15 protein-coding genes are annotated in these 20033 nt (G+C 40.4%); 14 read left to right on the forward strand and 1 reads right to left on the reverse strand.

All coding sequences use genetic code 11. The features are described 5' to 3' along the window. The first annotated feature begins 181 nt into the window (after positions 1 to 181). The 7 genes from Q0541_RS22930 to Q0541_RS22960 all read left to right on the forward strand — a co-directional run bounded on the left by Q0541_RS22930 (position 182) and on the right by Q0541_RS22960 (position 9951). Positions 182 to 1189 (forward strand): glycosyltransferase family 2 protein, encoded by a 1008-nt coding sequence (locus tag Q0541_RS22930; RefSeq protein WP_298915863.1) that lies wholly within the window; start codon positions 182 to 184, stop codon positions 1187 to 1189. A gap of 50 nt (positions 1190 to 1239) precedes the next feature. Then, positions 1240 to 2091: a phytanoyl-CoA dioxygenase gene (locus Q0541_RS22935; RefSeq protein ID WP_298915866.1), complete on the forward strand. Its 852-nt coding sequence runs from the start codon at positions 1240 to 1242 to the stop codon at positions 2089 to 2091. Positions 2092 to 2516: 425 nt separating this feature from the next. Next, complete coding sequence (gene rfbC, locus Q0541_RS22940; protein WP_298915869.1) at positions 2517 to 3074, forward strand: dTDP-4-dehydrorhamnose 3,5-epimerase; 558 nt, start codon at positions 2517 to 2519, stop codon at positions 3072 to 3074. 174 nt (positions 3075 to 3248) lie between these two features. Further along, positions 3249 to 4583 carry a glycosyltransferase gene (locus Q0541_RS22945; RefSeq protein ID WP_298915871.1) on the forward strand — a complete coding sequence of 445 codons (1335 nt, stop codon included), beginning with the start codon at positions 3249 to 3251 and terminating at the stop codon, positions 4581 to 4583. 271 nt (positions 4584 to 4854) lie between these two features. Then, complete coding sequence (locus Q0541_RS22950) at positions 4855 to 6168, forward strand: Gfo/Idh/MocA family oxidoreductase (protein ID WP_298915874.1); 1314 nt, start codon at positions 4855 to 4857, stop codon at positions 6166 to 6168. A 306-nt stretch (positions 6169 to 6474) separates the two neighbouring features. Further along, positions 6475 to 7575: a glycosyltransferase gene (locus Q0541_RS22955; protein WP_298915877.1), complete on the forward strand. Its 1101-nt coding sequence runs from the start codon at positions 6475 to 6477 to the stop codon at positions 7573 to 7575. 147 nt (positions 7576 to 7722) lie between these two features. Continuing rightward, entirely contained in the window at positions 7723 to 9951 is a 2229-nt protein-coding gene (locus Q0541_RS22960; protein ID WP_298915880.1) for a polysaccharide biosynthesis tyrosine autokinase, read from the forward strand. Positions 9952 to 9971: 20 nt separating this feature from the next. Here the strand turns inward: Q0541_RS22960 and Q0541_RS22965 are convergent, their stop codons facing one another. Then, a complete protein-coding gene (locus tag Q0541_RS22965; protein ID WP_298915883.1) occupies positions 9972 to 10106 on the reverse strand; it encodes a hypothetical protein in 135 nt (44 codons plus the stop codon). A 747-nt stretch (positions 10107 to 10853) separates the two neighbouring features. Between Q0541_RS22965 and hepC the strand changes: the two genes are divergently transcribed. The 7 genes from hepC to Q0541_RS23000 all read left to right on the forward strand — a co-directional run bounded on the left by hepC (position 10854) and on the right by Q0541_RS23000 (position 19987). Continuing rightward, positions 10854 to 11573 (forward strand): heterocyst development glycosyltransferase HepC, encoded by a 720-nt coding sequence (hepC, locus tag Q0541_RS22970; protein ID WP_298915886.1) that lies wholly within the window; start codon positions 10854 to 10856, stop codon positions 11571 to 11573. Between the two features lie 153 nt (positions 11574 to 11726). Next, on the forward strand, positions 11727 to 13577 hold the full coding sequence (hepA, locus tag Q0541_RS22975) for a heterocyst formation ABC transporter subunit HepA (protein ID WP_298915890.1): 1851 nt from the start codon (positions 11727 to 11729) through the stop codon (positions 13575 to 13577). A gap of 311 nt (positions 13578 to 13888) precedes the next feature. Then, positions 13889 to 15049: a glycosyltransferase family 4 protein gene (locus tag Q0541_RS22980; protein ID WP_298915893.1), complete on the forward strand. Its 1161-nt coding sequence runs from the start codon at positions 13889 to 13891 to the stop codon at positions 15047 to 15049. A gap of 69 nt (positions 15050 to 15118) precedes the next feature. Beyond that, positions 15119 to 16114 (forward strand): glycosyltransferase family 2 protein, encoded by a 996-nt coding sequence (locus Q0541_RS22985; RefSeq protein ID WP_298915935.1) that lies wholly within the window; start codon positions 15119 to 15121, stop codon positions 16112 to 16114. A 140-nt stretch (positions 16115 to 16254) separates the two neighbouring features. Then, on the forward strand, positions 16255 to 17457 hold the full coding sequence (locus tag Q0541_RS22990; RefSeq protein WP_298915896.1) for a glycosyltransferase family 4 protein: 1203 nt from the start codon (positions 16255 to 16257) through the stop codon (positions 17455 to 17457). Next, positions 17375 to 18304, forward strand: a complete 930-nt coding sequence (locus Q0541_RS22995) for a glycosyltransferase family 2 protein (RefSeq protein ID WP_298915899.1) — start codon at positions 17375 to 17377, stop codon at positions 18302 to 18304. The genes Q0541_RS22990 and Q0541_RS22995 overlap by 83 nt, the downstream gene beginning before the upstream one ends. Before the next feature lie 228 nt (positions 18305 to 18532). Next, on the forward strand, positions 18533 to 19987 hold the full coding sequence (locus tag Q0541_RS23000; RefSeq protein ID WP_298915902.1) for an O-antigen ligase domain-containing protein: 1455 nt from the start codon (positions 18533 to 18535) through the stop codon (positions 19985 to 19987). Positions 19988 to 20033: the final 46 nt, after the last annotated feature.

The raw sequence follows: 20033 nt of genomic DNA on the forward strand, positions 1-20033 counted from the left end.
TTCAATTAACAAGACTTGGGGCTTAACAAGGGGATTTTGCTCCTTGTTAAAGGTAGGTAAACTTCCACCACAGTCTACTAGCCTGTAATTTAGTGTGTTAATTGTCAAGAAATTTCTTGTTAATCCTAACTCTTGACAATGACCACTCATATACGAATTTAATTAATTACTATTTGTTCCCATGCAAAAATTACTGACCATTGCTATACCGACTTATAATCGTGCTGAGTTACTTGATAAACAGTTAGCATGGTTGGCTCAAGCTATCAAAGCTTTTGAAGATGAATGTGAAATTTTAGTTTCTGATAATTGTTCAACAGACAATACTCAGGAGGTGATCCAAAAATGGCAAGCAACACTTAGCAATATTACATTTAAATCAAACAAAAACTCTAAAAATTTAGGCGTAGTCAAAAATATTATGTATTGCCTAAATTCTGCTACAACAAAATATGTTTGGACAATCGGTGATGATGACCCCATTCAAGATAAGGCCATTGCTTATGTGATCAGCAAACTCAGACAACATGAAAATTTATCATTATTGTTCCTCAACTTTTCCGGTCGGAACCAAATTACTGGAGAACCAGTTCATCCACCAACAATTGTTGGTAATCGCTGGTTTGATATTGATAGTGAAGATGGAGATGGTGATGGTAAAGCCATATTTGAACATTGTTTTTCAAAAAGTGTTGGTGCAGTAATTTTTCTGACTGCTACAGTCTACCGCACTGACCTAGTAAAACGCGCTCTCCAAAATTGGCCAGACGCTGAGAATAACTGGATATCTTTAGCATATTTAGCCGGATATTGTGCTGCTAATGGCATTGTAATTGTCACTAAAGAGATTTATTTAGAATGTGTTGTTGGTGTGAGTTATTGGCAGAAAGAACCAAAGTCGGCACTGTTAATGCAATACAAACACATCCCTGAAGTGATTTTGAAATTGGAGCAGAGTGGATATTCTAAGCAGTTTTGTCGGCGGATGCTTTTGCAGAACGGCAAAGAAGTCAACTTGAAAGTTTTCTTGGGTGCTTTAAGAAGATGGCCGATGTCCGCTATCAAAACAGTAGTTCCATTTTTGGCTTTAGTCAGCTTGTGTGCTTTTGACGTGATGGTTTCTAAAGAGTTTAGGTTAGCAGAATCAAGTGAGGTATCTACTCAAGAAGTGCAAAGCTATAAGCCATAAGCTACTAAATTATTGATAAATAAACATCAAAATTAGAAGGTATTTACGACATGTTTATCGCCATTAAGCGCAAAATAGCTACACTGTCTTCTGACTTTCAATACCACATAGCCCGTTGGAAGCATAGCAGAAATCTGCCAGCATTGGAAAGAAGCGATCGCCATATCCTTAATGCTCTCAAGAAAGATGGCGTTTGCGTCACAACACTGGCAAATTTAGGGTTCAACTCTAGCTCCGAACTGCTCAAAGCTGCTTACCATCAATTGTCTCAGATGGAAAATCTAAACAACGACCATCTAGAGCAAAAGTTGCCACAAATTTACACAGTTACAGGTTTACCAGAATTTTATGCCTGGGGAATTGAGAAAAGGCTACTCAACATCATCGAAAATTATATCGGTCTTCCAATTGCTTTTCATGGTGTACATTTACGCAAAGATTTCAATAATAAACATCAGTTTGGGACGTTGCTATGGCATAGTGATGCAGAAGACCGTCGGATTATCAAAATCATTATTTACTTGAATGATGTAGAAGAAAAAACTGGGCCTTTTGAATACATTCCCCGGTCTTTAACTCCCTTATTTAGTTGGAATTATTTTCAGTTTTACTACAAACTTTGGAAGTCAGGCTATATGGGTATCGATGATGAAGAAGTAAAACCAGTCATCCCCAAATCTGCTTGGAAATCTTGCCCAGGGCCAGCAGGTACAGTTATTCTTGTAGATACGAAGAATACTTTGCATCACGGCACAGTCCGCACAGAAGACCGAACAACATTATTCTTATGTTACACCACCAACCCTCCCGAACGACCAGACCTCTGCACCCAATATTGGGATGATACTTATCCCAGAGTAGAGTTACATTCTTCATCAGATGTAGTTAAAATTTCGACTTAGTACCCTTTCATAAAAGGATGTTTTAAAAGTTGTTAGTGATGTACTTTTAGATCCCCCTGGCTACCGTGTACACACAAGTCGAATTGGTAATCAAATGGACGAAAAAGAACGGAAAATTATTTTTAAATCTTTTGATTTTCTGTGAAGTTTTTATCAATAATTTGACGCTATTGACAATCAGTTTGCTCAACTCAAAACCTTGCCAATATACGGCTTGTATCTTAGTACTTGTGTGTACACTGTAGCCTTTTTAAGGCGGATTTAGGGGGATCTTGATATTTTGCAAACATCCTCTAAGGTGCGTTACGTTCCTAACGACGCCTACGAAGTTGTAGGTGATTAAATCCATATTCATTACTGTTATCTTTTAGTGCAAATACTAAGCAGTTAGCAAGTATTTTCTGTACTCAACATTAAGGAATCATATGATTTTCACTGAAACCGCACTCAAAGATGCACTCATTATTGATTTAGAAGAAAAACCAGACCACCGTGGTTTTTTTGCTCGCTCTTTCTGCGCTCAAGAATTTGAAGCACATGGCTTAAAGCCAACAGTTGCCCAATGTAACCTGTCTTTTAACTACAAAAAAGGCACTATTCGGGGAATGCACTATCAAGTTCTACCAGCAGCAGAAACGAAACTAATTCGCTGTACTAAAGGCGCTATCTATGACGTAATTATTGATATGCGTCCTGAATCTCCTAGCTTTTTATCACACATCGGTGTAGAATTAACTCCAGAAAACCGCCGTGCTTTGTATGTTCCAGAAATGTTTGCTCACGGCTATCAAGCACTCACAGATGAGACTGAAGTCGTATATCAAGTAAGTGAATTTTACACGCCAGGGTATGAGAGAGGTTTACGCTATGATGACCCATTTTTTAACATTGATTGGCCTCTAGATGTGACTGAAATATCTGAGAAAGATTTAAATTGGACTTTGTTGAGAATGATGGCTGTTGGCGGTACAACTTCCAGATAAATATAGCAATATTAAATAATTCGTGAAATTACTTTTTTAAGCAAATTAAAAGTACGCAAATAGTGTAATTTCAAAAAAAACTATTTCACGAGTGAATTAGGATTGATGTATATACAACTGTCAAGTGCTAATTAACATCTGAGATATTAACTTAATCAAATTAGGTAGAAAAAAATGCCAAATAGTATTCTATCTCGTGTCGGTGATACTATCTCTTTTGTATCCAAAAAAGTCCAAGCTCGGATCAATTATGCCAAAACCTTACAAGTTGTTTCCCTGAAGCCCAAACAGCCTTCCAAAGGAAATGTACTTCTTTCTTATCGGATTGAGCCATTCCTGATAAAACCAGGTCAGCCTATCCCCAATGACCAGAGTTGGAACTGGGAATGTCTACTAATCGCACAAACTTTTTTAGACATGGGCTATAACGTTGATGTTATCCAGTTCCATAATGATAAATTCGTTCCTCAAAAACACTACGCATTTTTCATTGATATCCGTCATCGTCTGGAAGCACTTGCACCAAAACTGAATAAAGATTGTATCAAGATTTTCCACGTTGACATTGCTAATATGGTGTTTCGCAATGCAGCTGAATGCAATAGACTTCTAGAACTCCAACAGCGCCGAGGAATTACCTTACGGCCACAGCGATTTGAAACACCCAACTTGGGAATTGAATATGCCGATTACGCTACCATATTGGGCAACAATTTCACAGTTGATACATTCAAATATGCTAACAAAGCAATGTACCGTATTCCGATTTCTTCGTCACTCGTTTATCCCTCTCCTGATGAGAAAAACTTTGAAGCGATAAGAAAACGTTTTCTGTGGTTTGGTGGTAATGCTTTAGTTCTCAAAGGATTAGACTTAGTTTTAGATGCCTTTGCCCAAATGCCGGAATACCATTTAACAGTTTGTGGACCGGTAAGTAACGACAAAGAATTTGAGCAAGCTTTCTATAAAGAACTGTATGAAACACCTAACATTCATACTTATGGTTGGATTGATGTTAGCAGTCCTGACTTTTTAAAGGTTACAAATAATTGTTTGGGACTTGTTTATCCTTCCGTTTCTGAGGGACAGGCAGGAGCAGTCATAACCAGCTTACAAGCTGGGTTAATTCCGATTTTAAGCTACGAGTCTGGTGTGGATGTTCACGATTTTGGTGTGATTTTTGATAACCTTTCCCTTGAAGAAATTAAGGCGAAAATTAGAAGTATTTCCAATTTGCCTATAGAAGACCTAAAGCTGATGTCTCATCAGGCATGGGAATATGCAAGAACAAATCATACCAAAGAAAAGTTTGCTCAAGCTTACAAAAATGCTGTGGAGCAAATTATTGAAAATCACAACCAGAAAAAACAGACTGATTCCATAGCATCTAGCAAACAGCTAGTACCGCAAGGCGGAAGTCAAAAGTCAAAAGTCAAAAGTCAAAAGTATTATGGAATAAGCTTTTTAGGGCTTTTTAATGGTCTGCTTATTTCCACCGTGCTGTACTAGTTAGTACTTAGCTCAGGTGATTAGAAATCGCAAAACCATACAAACTAAGTCTGTCGCTGCGGACTGATGAAAATTAACAAGGGGCAAAATCCCCTTGTTAAAACTCGCGCAGGCGGGTTTTGCCTGTATAGCCGTGACTTATAGTCGCTTAGTGCCAGCTAATCCTAATTCCCATGAAAATGTACTTAATATTTAGTTGTGACCAATTATTAAGTGCAAGTTTATAGAGAATTTGTATCACAACCAACAGTTCCAAAAAGGAGTTTAGTTCATGATTATTATCGATCGCGCCTTACAAGCTCGTGCAGCAGCAGGAAATCCTATCAAAGTGGGAATGATTGGTGCTGGTTTTATGGGTCGAGGAATTGCCAACCAAATTGTCAATTCAGTGCCAGGAATGGAGTTAGTTGCTATCTCCAATCGTCAGATTGATGCAGCTAAACAAGCTTATTCGGAAGCAGGAATTGAGGATATTCAAGTTGTTGCAACTGTCAGCGAGTTAGAAGATGCGATCGCTAACGGTAAGTATGCAGTCACAGAAGATGCTAAGTTACTGTGTCGGGCTGAGGGCATCGAGACCATAATCGAAGTCACAGGTGCAGTGGAATTTGGCGCTCACATCGTCATGGAAGCGATCGCCCATTGCAAACATGTGATTATGATGAATGCCGAACTCGACGGCACTATTGGCCCCATCCTGAAAGTGTATGCCGACAAAGCAGGCGTCATCCTCAGCGCTTGTGATGGCGATCAGCCAGGGGTACAAATGAACCTTTACCGCTTTGTGAAAAGCATTGGTTTAACTCCCTTATTGTGCGGTAACATAAAAGGACTTCAAGACCCCTATCGCAATCCCACCACCCAGGAAGGATTTGCAAAACGTTGGGGTCAAAAGCCTCACATGGTGGCTAGCTTCGCCGACGGAACCAAAATTTCCTTTGAGCAAGCGATCGTTGCCAATGCCACAGGCATGAAAGTTGCCAAACGGGGAATGTTGGGATATGACTTCAATGGTTATGTCGATGAAATGGCCCAGATATATGATGTTGAACAACTCAAGGAACTGGGCGGTATTGTCGATTATGTAGTTGGAGCAAAACCTGGCCCAGGCGTATATGTATTTGCCACTCACGATGACCCCAAGCAACGCCACTATCTCAACTTATACAAATTAGGCGAAGGCCCTCTTTACAGCTTCTATACTCCTTATCACCTCTGTCATTTTGAAGTTCCCCTGTCCGTAGCGCGTGCTGTCCTATTCGGTGATGCCGTTATGTCTCCACTCGCAGGCCCGCTAGTAGATGTTGTTACCACTGCCAAAATTGACCTGAAAGCAGGACAAACTCTAGATGGCATCGGTTACTACATGACCTATGGACAATGTGAAAATTCCCCCATCGTCCAACAGCAAAATCTCTTACCAATTGGTTTAGCCGAAGGATGTCGCCTGAAACGAGATATTACTAAGGATCAAGTCCTCACATACGAGGATGTAGAATTGCCTGAAGGCAGACTCTGCGACCAATTAAGAACTGAGCAAAACACTTATTTCGCCGCAGAAAAAATCTTAGTAGCAGTTGGGTAATATCGGTTCCAAAAATATTCACAACAAATTAATTGGCTGTAGGGGCGTACAGCCCTGGCGAATAGAATTCGCGGCTACACAAACAAAGTCCACCTGCGTGGACTAATACAAAATTAAGGGTTCTTAACCCACGCAGGTGGGTAAAGCCTCGTGTAGACGCGGTTTCTAACCGCCGATTTAACTACATATTTGTAGGAAGAATTTCGTGAAGAGGATAGGAAGTTATACTGCTGAACACTAAAGTTGTTGATAGTAACTTGCTGGGGAGCGTTGAAACAAACCTGATCGAAACTTTAGGTCAAATTCATGAAAATTGCTCTAGTCCATGATTATTTAACCCAGCGAGGTGGGGCAGAGCGTGTGTTTGAACTGCTTTGTAAACGCTATCCTGAAGCAGATATTTTCACATCTCTATACGATCCACAAAAAACTATTGATCTAGGCGATCGCATAGTCAACACAACCTTCTTACAAAAGATTCCCTATGCAGCAAAATATTTCAGGTCAATGGCTCCTCTATATTTTCCTGCCTTTCGTGCTTTGAATCTGCAAGACTACGATCTAATTATTAGCAGTAGCACTAGCTTCGCTAAAGCAGTCCAAAAAAATCCCAATGCCCGCCACATTTGCTTTTGCCATAACGTCACCCGTTTCTTATGGGATACAGCAACTTATTTAAGAGAGTACGGAGACTATAGATATTTTGCTCCTTTAATCGAACAAGTATTTCAAGTAATGAGAAAGGTAGACCTGAAATATGCACAGGAACCTGACCTTTACATTGCTAATTCTAGTGTTGTTGCCCGCCGGATAAAAAATGTTTATGGCAAACAGGCAATAATCGTTAACTATCCAATTGATACTAGTAAATTTCTTTTTTCAGATATAAAAGATGAATATTATCTGGCCTCAGCCCGGATGATCAGCTATAAGCGTCTTGATATAATAGTCGAAGCTTTTAATTGGCTGGGGTGGCGGTTATTAATATCAGGTGACGGCCCAGAACAAGCACGGTTAAAATCCAAAGCATTACAAAATATTGTGTTCTTGGGACACGTAAGTGATAGAACCCGCAAAGACTTGTTTTCCAAAGCCAAGTCTATTATTGTCGCAGCCCTAGAAGACTACGGATTAGTTCCAGTAGAGGCTAATGCTAGTGGCACACCAGTCATCGCCTACGGAGCAGGTGGAGTATTAGATACTCAAATACCAGGTGAAACAGGAGTCTTTTTCAAAAGACAAACACCCGAATCTCTACAAATTGCATTACTAGAAGCCAATAGCATTTCTTGGGATTACGATCGCATCCGTAATCATGCAGTAGCAAACTTTTCAGAGAATGCTTTCTTTAGTAAAGTTGAGCAAATTATTAACCAAGCTTGTGGTGGGCACCAATTATTCATTTGATTTCTGAATCTCTGATTACTATAAAATTACCTATTTATTTTCTCTCTCGTCTTTGGCGGTTTGTTAAAAAATAGGTATTCTTCGGAGTATCTCTTAGCGTAAGTCTTGTTGGTGTAGCCTTTCGTAGAAAAGACAAGGATAATAAAAGTGGTTCAAAGTAGTCTAAATCCTCATATAACTCCAGCTTCTGAAACTGAACCAAGTTACGGACAAATGTTTGCCGTATTTGTGCGAAGATTTCCTTGGTTCTTAGCAGTATTAATTAGTTGTATTGCACTTGCAGGTATAGTAACTTTTAAGACAAAACCAACTTATAAAAGTTCGATGCAACTGCTAGTAGAACCTAACTATCAAGGTAAGACAGAAGGAGCAGGGTTAGACAACCAGTTTACCGACTCTAATGTTGTGATAGATACTGCAACTCAGCTTAACTTGATGCAGAGTTCAGGACTCATCCAAAAAGCAGTTGATAAACTTCAGTCTAATTATCCTGATATAACTTCAGCAGAAATTAAAACTTCTTTGGTCTTAACTCAAATAAGGAGCAAAGAAGATAATGTCGCTACTAAAATCTTTCAAGTTGAATACACTGCTGGAGATCCAGAAAAAACACAAAAAGTTCTAGGTGCAATTCGACAAGTTTATGTGGAATATAACAAAGAACAACAGAATTCGCGTTTACAAAAAGGTCTGCAAATTATCAGGGAACAGTTAAGTAAAGCCAGTGAAGAAGTAAACGCGGCCGAGACAAATTTACAAAGGTTTCGGAGAAATCAGAACTTAATTGATCCAGAGTCACAGGCCAAAGCTATTGAGACAGCTTTGAACAATATTGCCCAAGAGCGACAGACAACTCGTTCTCAGTATGGGGAAGCTTTGGCACGCCAAAAATCTTTGGAAGAACAACTTAACCGTTCTCCCCAAAATGCTCTAGTTGCTTCCCGCCTGAGTCAGTCTACTCGCTATCAAGGCTTACTGAACGAAATCCAAAAAACAGAACTGGCACTAGCACAAGAACGCTTACGCTTTACAGATCAGACTCCGAGTGTGCAAAAGTTCAAAGAACAGCTTCAAAGCCAGAAGGAATTATTGCAACAAGAAGTAGGAAGGACTTTAGGCCCACAATCTGCTGGTGCATTCAGTTCTGGAGACTCTCTCCTCGAAAAAGGACAGCTCGGTGAAATTGATCTCAGCCTTGCTGGTCAGCTAGTGGAAACACAGACCAATATAGTTGCTTTAACTGCTCGCGATCAAACTTTGGCCCAGAAAGAAAACGAGTTGCGTATGGAAATTAAACGCTTCCCGCCTCTGTTGGCTTATTACAATCGGATGCTACCCCAATTGCAATTTAGTCGTGAAAGGTTAGAGCAGCTTTTAAGAGCAGAACAGCAATTGCGGCAAGAACTTTCCAAGGGTGGATTTAATTGGGAAGTGGTAGAAGATCCTCAAAAAGGCGCACAATTAGGCCCCAATCTCCAACAGAATTTGCTGTTAGGTGCTGTCGTTGGGTTTATGTTAGGAGGGATTGCTGCCTTTATTCGGGAATCGGCTGATGATGCAGTTCACACCACTGCTGAGTTAGAAAAGCAAATGGCTATGCCGTTGTTGGGAACAACTCCCAAGTTACCGCCAGCCAAACCCAGAGAATCAATGATCAAGTTACCTTTTGGTAAGCCAGAAGTTCTCGCCCCCTGGACAATTCAGGTATTACAATCTCCACCGCGTTGGGAATCGCTGGATCTGATTTACAAGAATATTGAACTTTTAAATACTGTTGCTAACTTGAAATCTTTGATGATTACCTCGGCTTTAGCCGATGAGGGTAAATCAGCTTTGGCCTTGGGTCTGGCGATGAGTGCTGCCCGTTTACACAAAAGGGTGTTACTGATTGATGCCAACTTACGTGATCCCAGCCTGCACCAACAACTGAATCTTCCCAATGAACAGGGGCTTTCAACTCTATTGGCTAGTGATGCAACTTTACCCAACCAGATTAGTTTTCAATACTCAGGTTCCGCCTACATCGATATTTTGACCGCTGGCCCCAAACCTGCTGACCCAGCTAATCTGTTAAGTTCCCCTCGGATGATGCAATTAATGGCAGCATTTGAGGAAAACTATGATTTGGTACTCATAGATGCTCCCCCAGTTCTCGGTTTAGTGGATGCTATGCTCACCGCATCATCTTGTCGTAGCGTGGTCATGGTGGCAAGCATTGGGATTGTGACGCGAAGTCAGCTTACTCAAGCGACAGCCATGTTAAGTAAGTTAAATCTGATTGGGGTTGTAGCTAACGGGGTATCAAACTCTAGCAGTAATTACGTACCCTATATCAAACAACAACAATTAGCTCTGCGTCAAGCTGTAGAAAAGTAGCTAGTACCGCAAGGCGGAAGTCAAAAGGAGCCAGTGCGTTGGGGAGCCAGCGCGGTCTTGGGGGTTTCCCCCATGAGCGACTGGCGTCCGGCTCTGCCGACTTGAACGCCAGTTGCTTCTCCCAAGGGGAGACGCAACTGGCGTTCAAAAGTCAAAAGTCAAAAGTCAAAAGAAATACAGCGTAAACGTTTCGTTGATTTGAAATGGGTTGTTTATTTCCGCCGCGCTGTACTAGTACGGCTACGATAGATCCCCAGATCCCCGACTTCTTAGAGAAGTCGGGGATCTAATTAGTTTAAATGCAACACACGGTAGGGTGGCACAGCTGTTACCCTACTTTTTGATGAACAAAATTTAATTTTGATGCGATCAGGAAAATTCCAGTATATTTATACTATCTTTATGAGTTTTCAGAGAAATCACTGGCTCTTTAAAGAGTAAATAAAGAATTTATTTGAGCGATCGCTATTTCTATATAGTCTTATATTCTAGAGATTAAAGCACCTTCATAAAGGCTAGAAGACAAGAGTGGACTGGTTTTGTTAAATATCTCGATCCAATCAACACCTCAGTGCAATTAAACGTAGATATAGATTCATGGGTAATTTCCCTCTACATTTCTCTACTTTCAGTAGTTACCGGAAAATCATGATTTGCCCATGAATATTAATAGTAGCGGTGATTGCTACCTATGTAATTAGTATCTGTTTAATTTGTATATCTCTACACCAGCAGAATTCTGGACGATATGTGCTTGGCTGAGTGGCAAATAGTAATAACATATTTTGCCCTCAATTATCTCCAACTTTTTGGACTTACAACAAGATTCGGATTTGGGTCAAAGGCATTGATAGCCTTTGATAACGCCTCAGCAATTCACTCCTGTATAAACCCAAAGACATATGACAACTTCAATAATTCCAACTCTAGAAAATTTATATGATGTAACCCAGGAACACCAAGAGAATCGTGGGTACTGCACACTCCAGTGGCGGCGGGGTAAGCTGTTGGTGAAGCCGCCTGGACGAGTTAAACAACCATATCTGCCTTCATTAGATAGTAAGCGATCGTTAGTAGAATGCTTACAACATTCTCCTGTAAGTTTGGTAAGCATAGATCCAAAGCTGGGTGAGACTTTGCTCAGGTTTTGGGCAGATGCATGTGAAGAAGCTAAAAAACCAATATTCCTAAGCATACCCGCTGGCAATAAAGTGCCTAACCAACCCTTGAGACAATTGCAGCGACTAATTGATTGGATTGCTGCTTTGGTGTTGTTGCTATTAGTAAGTCCAGTCATGTTGGGATTGATTGTGTTAATGCAGGTTTACTCGCCAGGATCACTTTTTTGCCGTGAGTGGCGTGTTGGAGAACGCGGTAAACTCTTTCAAGCAATCAGGTTTTGCACACACAACATCACACCGCTAGGGCGTTGGATGGGTAAATCCAGTCTGGACAATCTGCCCCAGTTATTTAACGTGCTACGGGGTGACATGAGTTTGCTCGGATCTCGTTGTTGGACTTTAGAAGATGCAGTACAGCTAAATAAACTACCAGAAGTTACGGCTTCATGGGAAGTAGAAGCACAGCCCCACTTGTTACATCTGGATAACCAAACACTTTGAGAATTCAGAAGTCACAATTCTGACTCCTAACTCCTGAATTCTTTGTGAAACTGTACAAAATCAGGCTTAGTAAGACTTGGGGCAAAATCCTTTTGTTCTATGCGACCTCACAGATAATCGGTATTACATACCAAATTATTGTTAGAAAAATCCATGCATTTCCAACTTCCTCAACAACTTCGTAGTCTGCTCAAAGCTAGCAGCTTTTGGCAGGACAACTATTTGATATTGCAAGAATTTAAACACTTTCGCAAAATTGCAACTCTAGCTCTGATATTCTCGATTTTGGCAGCAACTTTTGAAGGTGTGAGTATTGGGTTTTTACTTTCCTTTTTGCAAAGCTTAACTAGTCCCAATGCTCAACCTGTCCAGACAGGAATACACTGGTTTGACATTTGGATTTTGGGAGCCAAGACATCGGCAATTAATCGTTTGTACCGCGTATCTCTGTTAATTTTATTGAGTACTTGGTTACGTGCAATCTTTAATTACTTTTCCCAAGTCTACACTGAATTATCTCAACTACATCTTGCCGATCGCTTACGTAAGCAAATTTTTGAAGAGTTACAATCCTTGTCACTAAGTTACTTTGCCAAAACTCGTTCTGGTGAACTAATTAACACAATTACCACAGAAATTGAAAAAATCAGACAGGGTTTCAGTGGCGTAGCCTTTTTAGTAACTAGAGGACTAACAACCTTTGTCTACTTAATATCAATGTTTTTGATATCATGGCAACTGACCCTGATTTCAGCATTACTATTTACACTTTTAGGTGTAGGGTTGTCCAATCTGAACGCTAGAGTCAGAGAATCAAGTTTTGGCATGACAACTGCTAATGCTAATTTTACATCAACAGCCATAGAATTTATTAATGGCATTCGCACTGTTCACTCCTGTGGTACTCAAGAATTTGAACGTCAGCGTTACTACAAAGCTAGCGACAAGGTAATAAGTAGTACAACTAAAGTTGTATTCACCTGGACACTTGTTAAGCCAATTGCCGAAGGTGTAGCGACTACCGTATTGATCGGAATGATTATTTTGGCGTTCACTAGCCTTGTTACCAATGGAACCCTACAAGTTGCTTCTTTGCTAACCTTTTTCTTTGTGCTATTTCGCTTTATCCCGTTTGTTCAAGATATTAATGGTACGAGAGCATATCTCAGCACTTTACATGGCTCGGCAGACAACATTAAAAATATGTTGAAAAGTAATGATAAATATTACTTTAAAAATGGCAGAATTGAGTTCAAAGGGTTAAAAAGGTCAATAGATTTAGTATCTGTAGATTTTGGCTACGATGATGATAATCTAGTGCTACATAATATTACCCTTACTCTTGAAAAGGGAAAAATGACAGCATTAGTCGGAGCATCTGGTGCTGGTAAAACAACCCTTGCTGATTTAATTCCCCGATTTTATAATGCTACAGATGGATATCTTTACATTGATGAAATTGATGTCCGGCAGTTTGAAATTCACTCCCTACGTCGGAAAATAGCTGTCGTCAGTCAGGATACTTTTATCTTCAATACTAATGTTTGGCAGAATATTTCTTACGGAACTCCAGAAGCCACTAATGATGAAATTCAAGAAGCTGCTAGACAAGCGAATGCACTAGAATTTATTTTGGAAATGCCCGAAGGTTTTAATACCCAGCTTGGAGATAGAGGTGTTAGGTTATCTGGAGGACAAAGGCAGCGAATTGCTATTGCGCGTGCTTTACTGCGGAACCCAGAAATTTTGATTTTGGATGAAGCAACTAGCGCCTTAGATTCTGTATCTGAGCGCTTAATTCAAGATTCATTAGAAAAGCTATCTGTTGGGAAAACAGTAATTGCGATCGCTCACCGTCTTTCTACTATTTCTAAAGCAGATAAAGTTGTAGTTTTAGAACAGGGACGGATAGTAGAGCAAGGGAAGTATCAAGAACTGCTGGAACTCAAAGGCAAGCTTTGGAAATATCATCAAATGCAGTATGAAGTAAGGCAATCAGATTAGAAAGAATATCCAATTACCAAAATACTTGCAACATATAAATCGGCTGTATATCCCTACAGCCGCAAGCCCCTACCTATTACCGCAAGGCGGAAGTCAAAAGTCAAAAGTCAAAAGTCAAAAGTATTATTGAATAAGCTCTTTAGGGATTTTAAATAGTTGCTCTATTTACGCCGTAGTGTACTATGTATCTATATCAGTAATTTGGTGAGATTACATTGCAAAAAAATAGTATTATCATACTCGTTATCTATAAAAATAATTTGTTAAAAACTATTAAAAATAGTGCTATATACTGAACAATAACAGAAAATATGTACCAAAAAATATTTGACAAAGACCTGATTTATCAATGCTCCAATTTTGAAGTAGGTGGGGGCGGAGGTGTCGAAACTTATTTAGCTTCTCTGTTTGAACATCGACCACCTGATATTAGCGATCGCGTGATAAAATCGCTGAACAATGTTGATCAAAGCCAGTTTAAACTGCTGCATATCCACAGCCCAGATTTACTCTTGCAGCTTACAGGCGAATGTCCTACCATCTTCAGCGTTCATAATCACTCATTCTACTGTCCTAGTGGCACAAAGTATTTAGCAGGGCAGCGCACGGTCTGCGATCGCAACTTCTCTTACTTGGGATGTACCTGGGGTAAACTAATAGATAAATGTGGTAGCCGTAGACCTTTAAGAACTGTTAGAGAACTTCAAAAAACTCAGAATTTTTTAGATGTATTAAAAAAGGTAAAAATTACTTTTATTGCTAATAGCGAATATGTGCGACAAGAGTTGATTCAAAACGGTGTACCCCCGGAACAGACTGTAACGCTACACTGTGGTATATCCGTACCAAAAACAGCAACTGCACCTCTAAGTTTAGAAGTCCACCAAAATCATAGAATTTTGTTTGTGGGACGGATTGTTTCTGATAAAGGTCTGGAATGGTTGCTCAAAACTTTAATACATACAGATCCACAAATTAAACTTGATATTGCAGGTGAAGGATGGGAACGACCACAGTTAGAAAAGTTAGCAAACACACTCAGATTAAGTAACCGAATTACTTGGCATGGCTGGTGCGATCCTGACAAAATAAATAAACTTTATCAACAGTCTTTTGCAGTCATCTTCCCTAGTGTTTGGCCTGAACCTGCCGGTCTTGTAACTCTGGAAGCCTATGCTAATTATCGACCTGTAATTGGTAGTGCAGTCGGAGGTATTCCAGAGCATTTACGAGATGGAAAAACGGGTATTCTTGTTGCAGGTAATAATATCCAAAAGCTAGCTGATGCCATTCATGAGTTGTATACAGATTATCAAAAAAGCCGACACATGGGCGAACAAGGCCATGCTTTCTTGATGAAGGAATTTACAATAGATGCTCATCTAAAAAATCTGCGAAAAATTTATGCGAAAACAATAGCTGAATTCGATTCAAAAGGTGAAAAAATATATAGTATATCTCAAGCAAAATAACCTTAGATTAGTCAAAGAATTCAAGGGTACATCTTTAATTTATGAAATATAAATATGAAGGTAAAAAATATGTTATTGCATCAAGAAGACCAACAACCTTTAGTCAGCATTATTATCCCTACCTATAATCGACCAGAATATCTGAAGCAAGCGATCGCTAGTGCTATTAACCAGACTTATCAAAATATTGAAATCATTGTTTCTGATAATTTTAGTTCAGAAAATCCTCAAGCTATTGCCGCATCTTTTGGTGATTCACGCATCAGATTTTGGCGACATCAGCAAAATGTCGGTATGCTAGCTAATCAGCAGCATGGTTTCAAGATGGCACGAGGTAAATATGTTGCTAGTCTCCATGACGATGACATCTGGAATGAAGATTTTTTAGCAAAGCTTGTACCAATACTAGAAGCAAATTCCGAGTTAATTATCGCTTTTTGCGACCAATATATTATAGATGCTAATGGCATAATTAATCATGTTGGAACTGAAGAAAACACACGTGGTTACAAGCGAGATAAATTAACACAAGGGATTCATCAACCTTTCTATAAAATTGGGTTAATAGATAAAAGTATACCCACTGCGGCAGCTTGTGTGATTCGCAATAATTTTGTGGATTGGGATAGTATTCCCCCAGAAGTTAGCGGCATGTGGGATTTATATTTAACTTACCTCTGTTGTGTATCTGGTTGTGGGGCTTACTACTATCCAGAAAGGCTGACGCGATATCGTGCCCATGAGCAAACTGATACCATGCTCAGTGGTAGTCGAGATATGCAGGCAAAAATTCGCAAAGCTAAAAGCGAAATATTTTGTTATCAAGTCTTTATGGAAGATACTCGTTTACAGCAATTTAAGACGTACTTTCAACAGAAATGGTTAGAAGCTAATACAACTTTGGGAATTGGTTTGCTACGAAGTGAACAGATAGCAGCAGCACGTCCTTATTTTTGGCAGGTATTGAATAAACAAAAATTTAATGCTCGAACTATCGCAGCACTTACTCTTAGTTTTACTCCCCAATTTTTAGCAAGCAAGTTAATTAAAATATCGAAATACTAGAGCAATCGTATCTAAATTTTTGAGTTTATTTTTTAACGAACCACAGAGATGCAGAGGACACAGAGAGAATAAAAATAAGATTATTTTCAACTCTTTTTTTAAAATTTTGCGTGAGTTTATCTTACTCAGGAAGATAGTTTATGAAACTTTGTATTGTTACTCATAAAATAAAAAAAGGTGATGGTCAGGGGCGGGTAAACTATGAGGTTGCTAATGAAGCAATTCGTCGTGGTCATCAACTGACATTATTAGCTAGTGAAGTCGCACCTGAACTAGAAGACAATAACCAAGTTAATTGGATTAGAATTCCAGTCAAAGGTTATCCCACCGAATTTGTACGTAATTTCATATTTGCCCAAAAAAGTGCAGATTGGTTACGTCAACATCGCTCTAGCATTGATTTAGTTAAAGTCAACGGAGCAATTAATATGGCTGCGGCTGATGTAAATGCTGTACATTTTGTCCACAGTTCATGGTTGCGATCGCCTGTTCATATTTCCCGTAATCGCCGAGATTTATATGGTTTTTACCAATGGCTGTTTACGGCTTTTAATGCTCGTTGGGAAAAACAGGCTTTCCAAAAAGCGCAGGTTGTTGTAGCGGTATCAGAAAAGGTAGCCCAGGAATTAGTGAATATTGGTGTGCCCCGTTCTCGGATTCGTGTAATTGTCAATGGCGTTGACTTAGAAGAATTTGCCCCTGGCCAAAGCAATCGCCAAAAGTTAGGTTTACCGGAGAATGTCACCCTAGCACTGTTCGCTGGAGATATTCGCACACCCAGAAAGAACTTAGATACAATACTGCACGCCTTGGTAAAAGTTCCCGATTTACATCTGGCGGTGGTGGGTCATTTAGAAGGTAGCCCCTTCCCGCAGTTAGCAGCCTCTTTGGGGTTAAATGAACGCGTGCATTTTGTGGGATATCGCCGTGATATCCCCGAAATTATGCGAGCAGTAGATTTATTTGTTTTTCCTTCCCGATACGAAGCTTGCAGCCTCGTATTGTTAGAAGCACTTTCTTCAGGACTGCCAGTAATTACTGCCACAGCCACCGGGGGCGGAGAGTTGGTGACACCAGAATGTGGCATCGTCTTATCCGACTCAGATGATATTGATGCTTTGGCTGTGGCGCTGATGTCCTTGGTGAGCAATCGCGCCCTTATACAACAGATGGGCAAAGCTGCTCGTTCTGTGGCAGAACAACATAGCTGGACTACTATGGCACAAACTTATGTGGATCTATTTGAGGAGTTAAGCAAGAATGCGGAACACCGTTCTCATACCGACTTATCGCCGTCCACAAGACCTCTCACGCTGCCTTTTGGCGCTACAGGAGCAAACTAAACCAGTTGATCAGGTGATAGTAGTTGTGCGCGATACGGATGCAGAAACTTGGCAATTTTTCACCCAATTCAAAGCGGACAACTTGCCACTGCATACTGTGAAAGTGACACAATCGGGGGTAGTAGCAGCCCTCAACGCCGGACTAGCAGCAGTCGAGGGCGATATTGTTTCCATTACTGATGATGATGCTGCACCCCATCCAGATTGGTTAGAGCGCATCGCCGCTTACTTTACCTGTGATAGTCGCCTCGGCGGTCTGGGAGGGCGTGATTGGATACACCACGGCAGCAAACTCGAAAACGAATCCCGCTTAGTAGTAGGACAGTTGCAGTGGTTTGGGCGAGTGATTGGCAACCATCATCTGGGAGTGGGAGAACCCCGTGAAGTCGATGTTCTCAAGGGCGTAAACATGAGTTTTCGTCAAGAGGCAATCGGACAATTGCGCTTTGACGAGCGGATGCGCGGTACAGGAGCGCAAGTACACTTTGAAATGGCATTCACTCTGGCATTAAAGCGGGCTGGTTGGAAGATAATTTATGATCCTAACGTTGCTGTAGATCACTATCCGGCACAACGTTTTGATGAAGATCAGCGAAATAACTTTAATGAAATTGCCTTTATTAATTTAGTCCATAATGAAACCTTAGTTTTATTAGAGCATCTGCCATTTATCCGCCGGATTGTATTTTTGTTTTGGGCAGTATTCGTGGGTACATGCGATAGTTTGGGTTTCGTCCAATGGCTGAGATTTTTACCTAGCCAAGGGCAGTTGGCGGGTAAAAAATTGCTTGCATCCTGGCGTGGGCGTTGGCAAGGATATAAACAATTTGTAATTCATAATTCGTAATTCAAAATGAATTCTATTTCTTCTTAGCTCTAGTTGCCAGCTTTGACTTGGCAATTAAGAGGATGTTTGTAAAGTATCTCTCGTTCCCATGCTCCGCATGGGAATGGCTGATTAGAGGCTCTGCCTCCAGTCAGACATTGAGTCAGAGCCTCAATAAATGCATTCCCTGGCTGGAGCCAGGGAACGAGTTGATCTGCCAAATTTATTTATGTTTACATGTAAAATTGAATGAATTCTAAGCAGATACTTTTCAATAGTTTTTTACAAGAAAACTATTCTCCCGAAGAGCGATCGCTACAGGGTTGGATGGCGATCGCAGGTTTTGTATTACTGACTGTAGTTTGCTATTTTGCTGGTGCTACTGCCGCATTGCGCCTAATTTATCCGGTGACAGCTTTAGTAGTAGCTGTGTTTTTATACTTGCGGCATCCCATTCTCTACATCAGCTTTACATGGTGGATCTGGTTTCTCACGCCTTTAGCTACCCGCTTAGTTGACTATCGGGTGGGCTGGGACTCTACTCGGCAAATGCTCATAGCACCCTACTTAGTGGTTTTTGTAACTATAGCAACATTCTTCCGCCACTTTCCCCGCGCCTCTGGTCAAGGGGGCTTGCCGTTTGTTTTGGCTTTTATCGGAGTGTTCTATGGCTTTCTAGTCGGTCTGATTTACAATCCACCTATCCCTGTTGCACGCGGATTGATGGATTGGCTCAGTCCGATCATCTTCGCTTTTCACTTATTTATTAACTGGCGAGATTATCCCAGCTATCGCCAGAACATTCAGCGAACATTTCTCTGGTGTGTGTTGATTTTAGGAACTTATGGCGTATATCAATTTGTGGTAGCTCCTGAGTGGGACAGGTATTGGCTCATCCAATCAAAACTATTCATGAGTGCTGGAAATCCTGTACCTTTTGGGATGCGGGTCTGGAGTACGTTGCACTCAGTTGGCCCCTTTGGTTCAGTCATGCAAGCTGGTTTACTGTTGTTATTTACAAGTTCGGGGAATTTAATTTTTCCGGCTTCAGCTGTTGGTTATTTATCCTTTTTATTGACACAAGCGCGTACTAATTGGGGAGGCTGGTTATTTGGAGTAATTATGATTATGGGTTCAGTCAAGGCGCGGATTCAAATGCGCTTAGTTACCATAATTGTAGTGATGGCAATTTGTGTTGTGCCATTGACAACTATCGAGCCAATTTCTGGGGTTTTAGCAGCGCGTTTGGAAACTTTTTCTAATCTTCAAGAAGATGGCAGCTTTAAAGATAGATCGGGAACTTATGACAAAAACCTTGGTCTAGCTCTTTCTAATGGTCTAGGTAACGGATTAGGAAATATCTGGAAGGTCAACGAAAAAACTGGTCAAATTGAAGTGGTGGTGATTGATAGTGGCATTTTAGATATGTTTTTCACCCTTGGTTGGTTTGGAGCCATCTTTTATATGGGTGGATTAATCTTGTTAATTATTAGTGTCAGTAGCTATGGTGAAGGTCGTTTTGATAGTTTTATCAGTGCTGCCCGCGCCATTGGTATCAGTTCTGCTACCCAGTTAGTTATCGGTAGCGGTATGTTAAGCGTGGCAGGGATGATTCTTTGGGGATTTTTAGCTATGGCTATGGCAGGACATAAATACTATAGCAATCCCAAGAACCCCAACTTCTCTAATAAGTCGGGGTTCTGAGCTTTTCAAGTTTGTTAAAAAACAAAATCTTACAACTTAAATCAGA

The organism is uncultured Nostoc sp. (assembly GCF_937863485.1).
In the GTDB taxonomy this organism is placed as follows: domain Bacteria; phylum Cyanobacteriota; class Cyanobacteriia; order Cyanobacteriales; family Nostocaceae; genus Nostoc.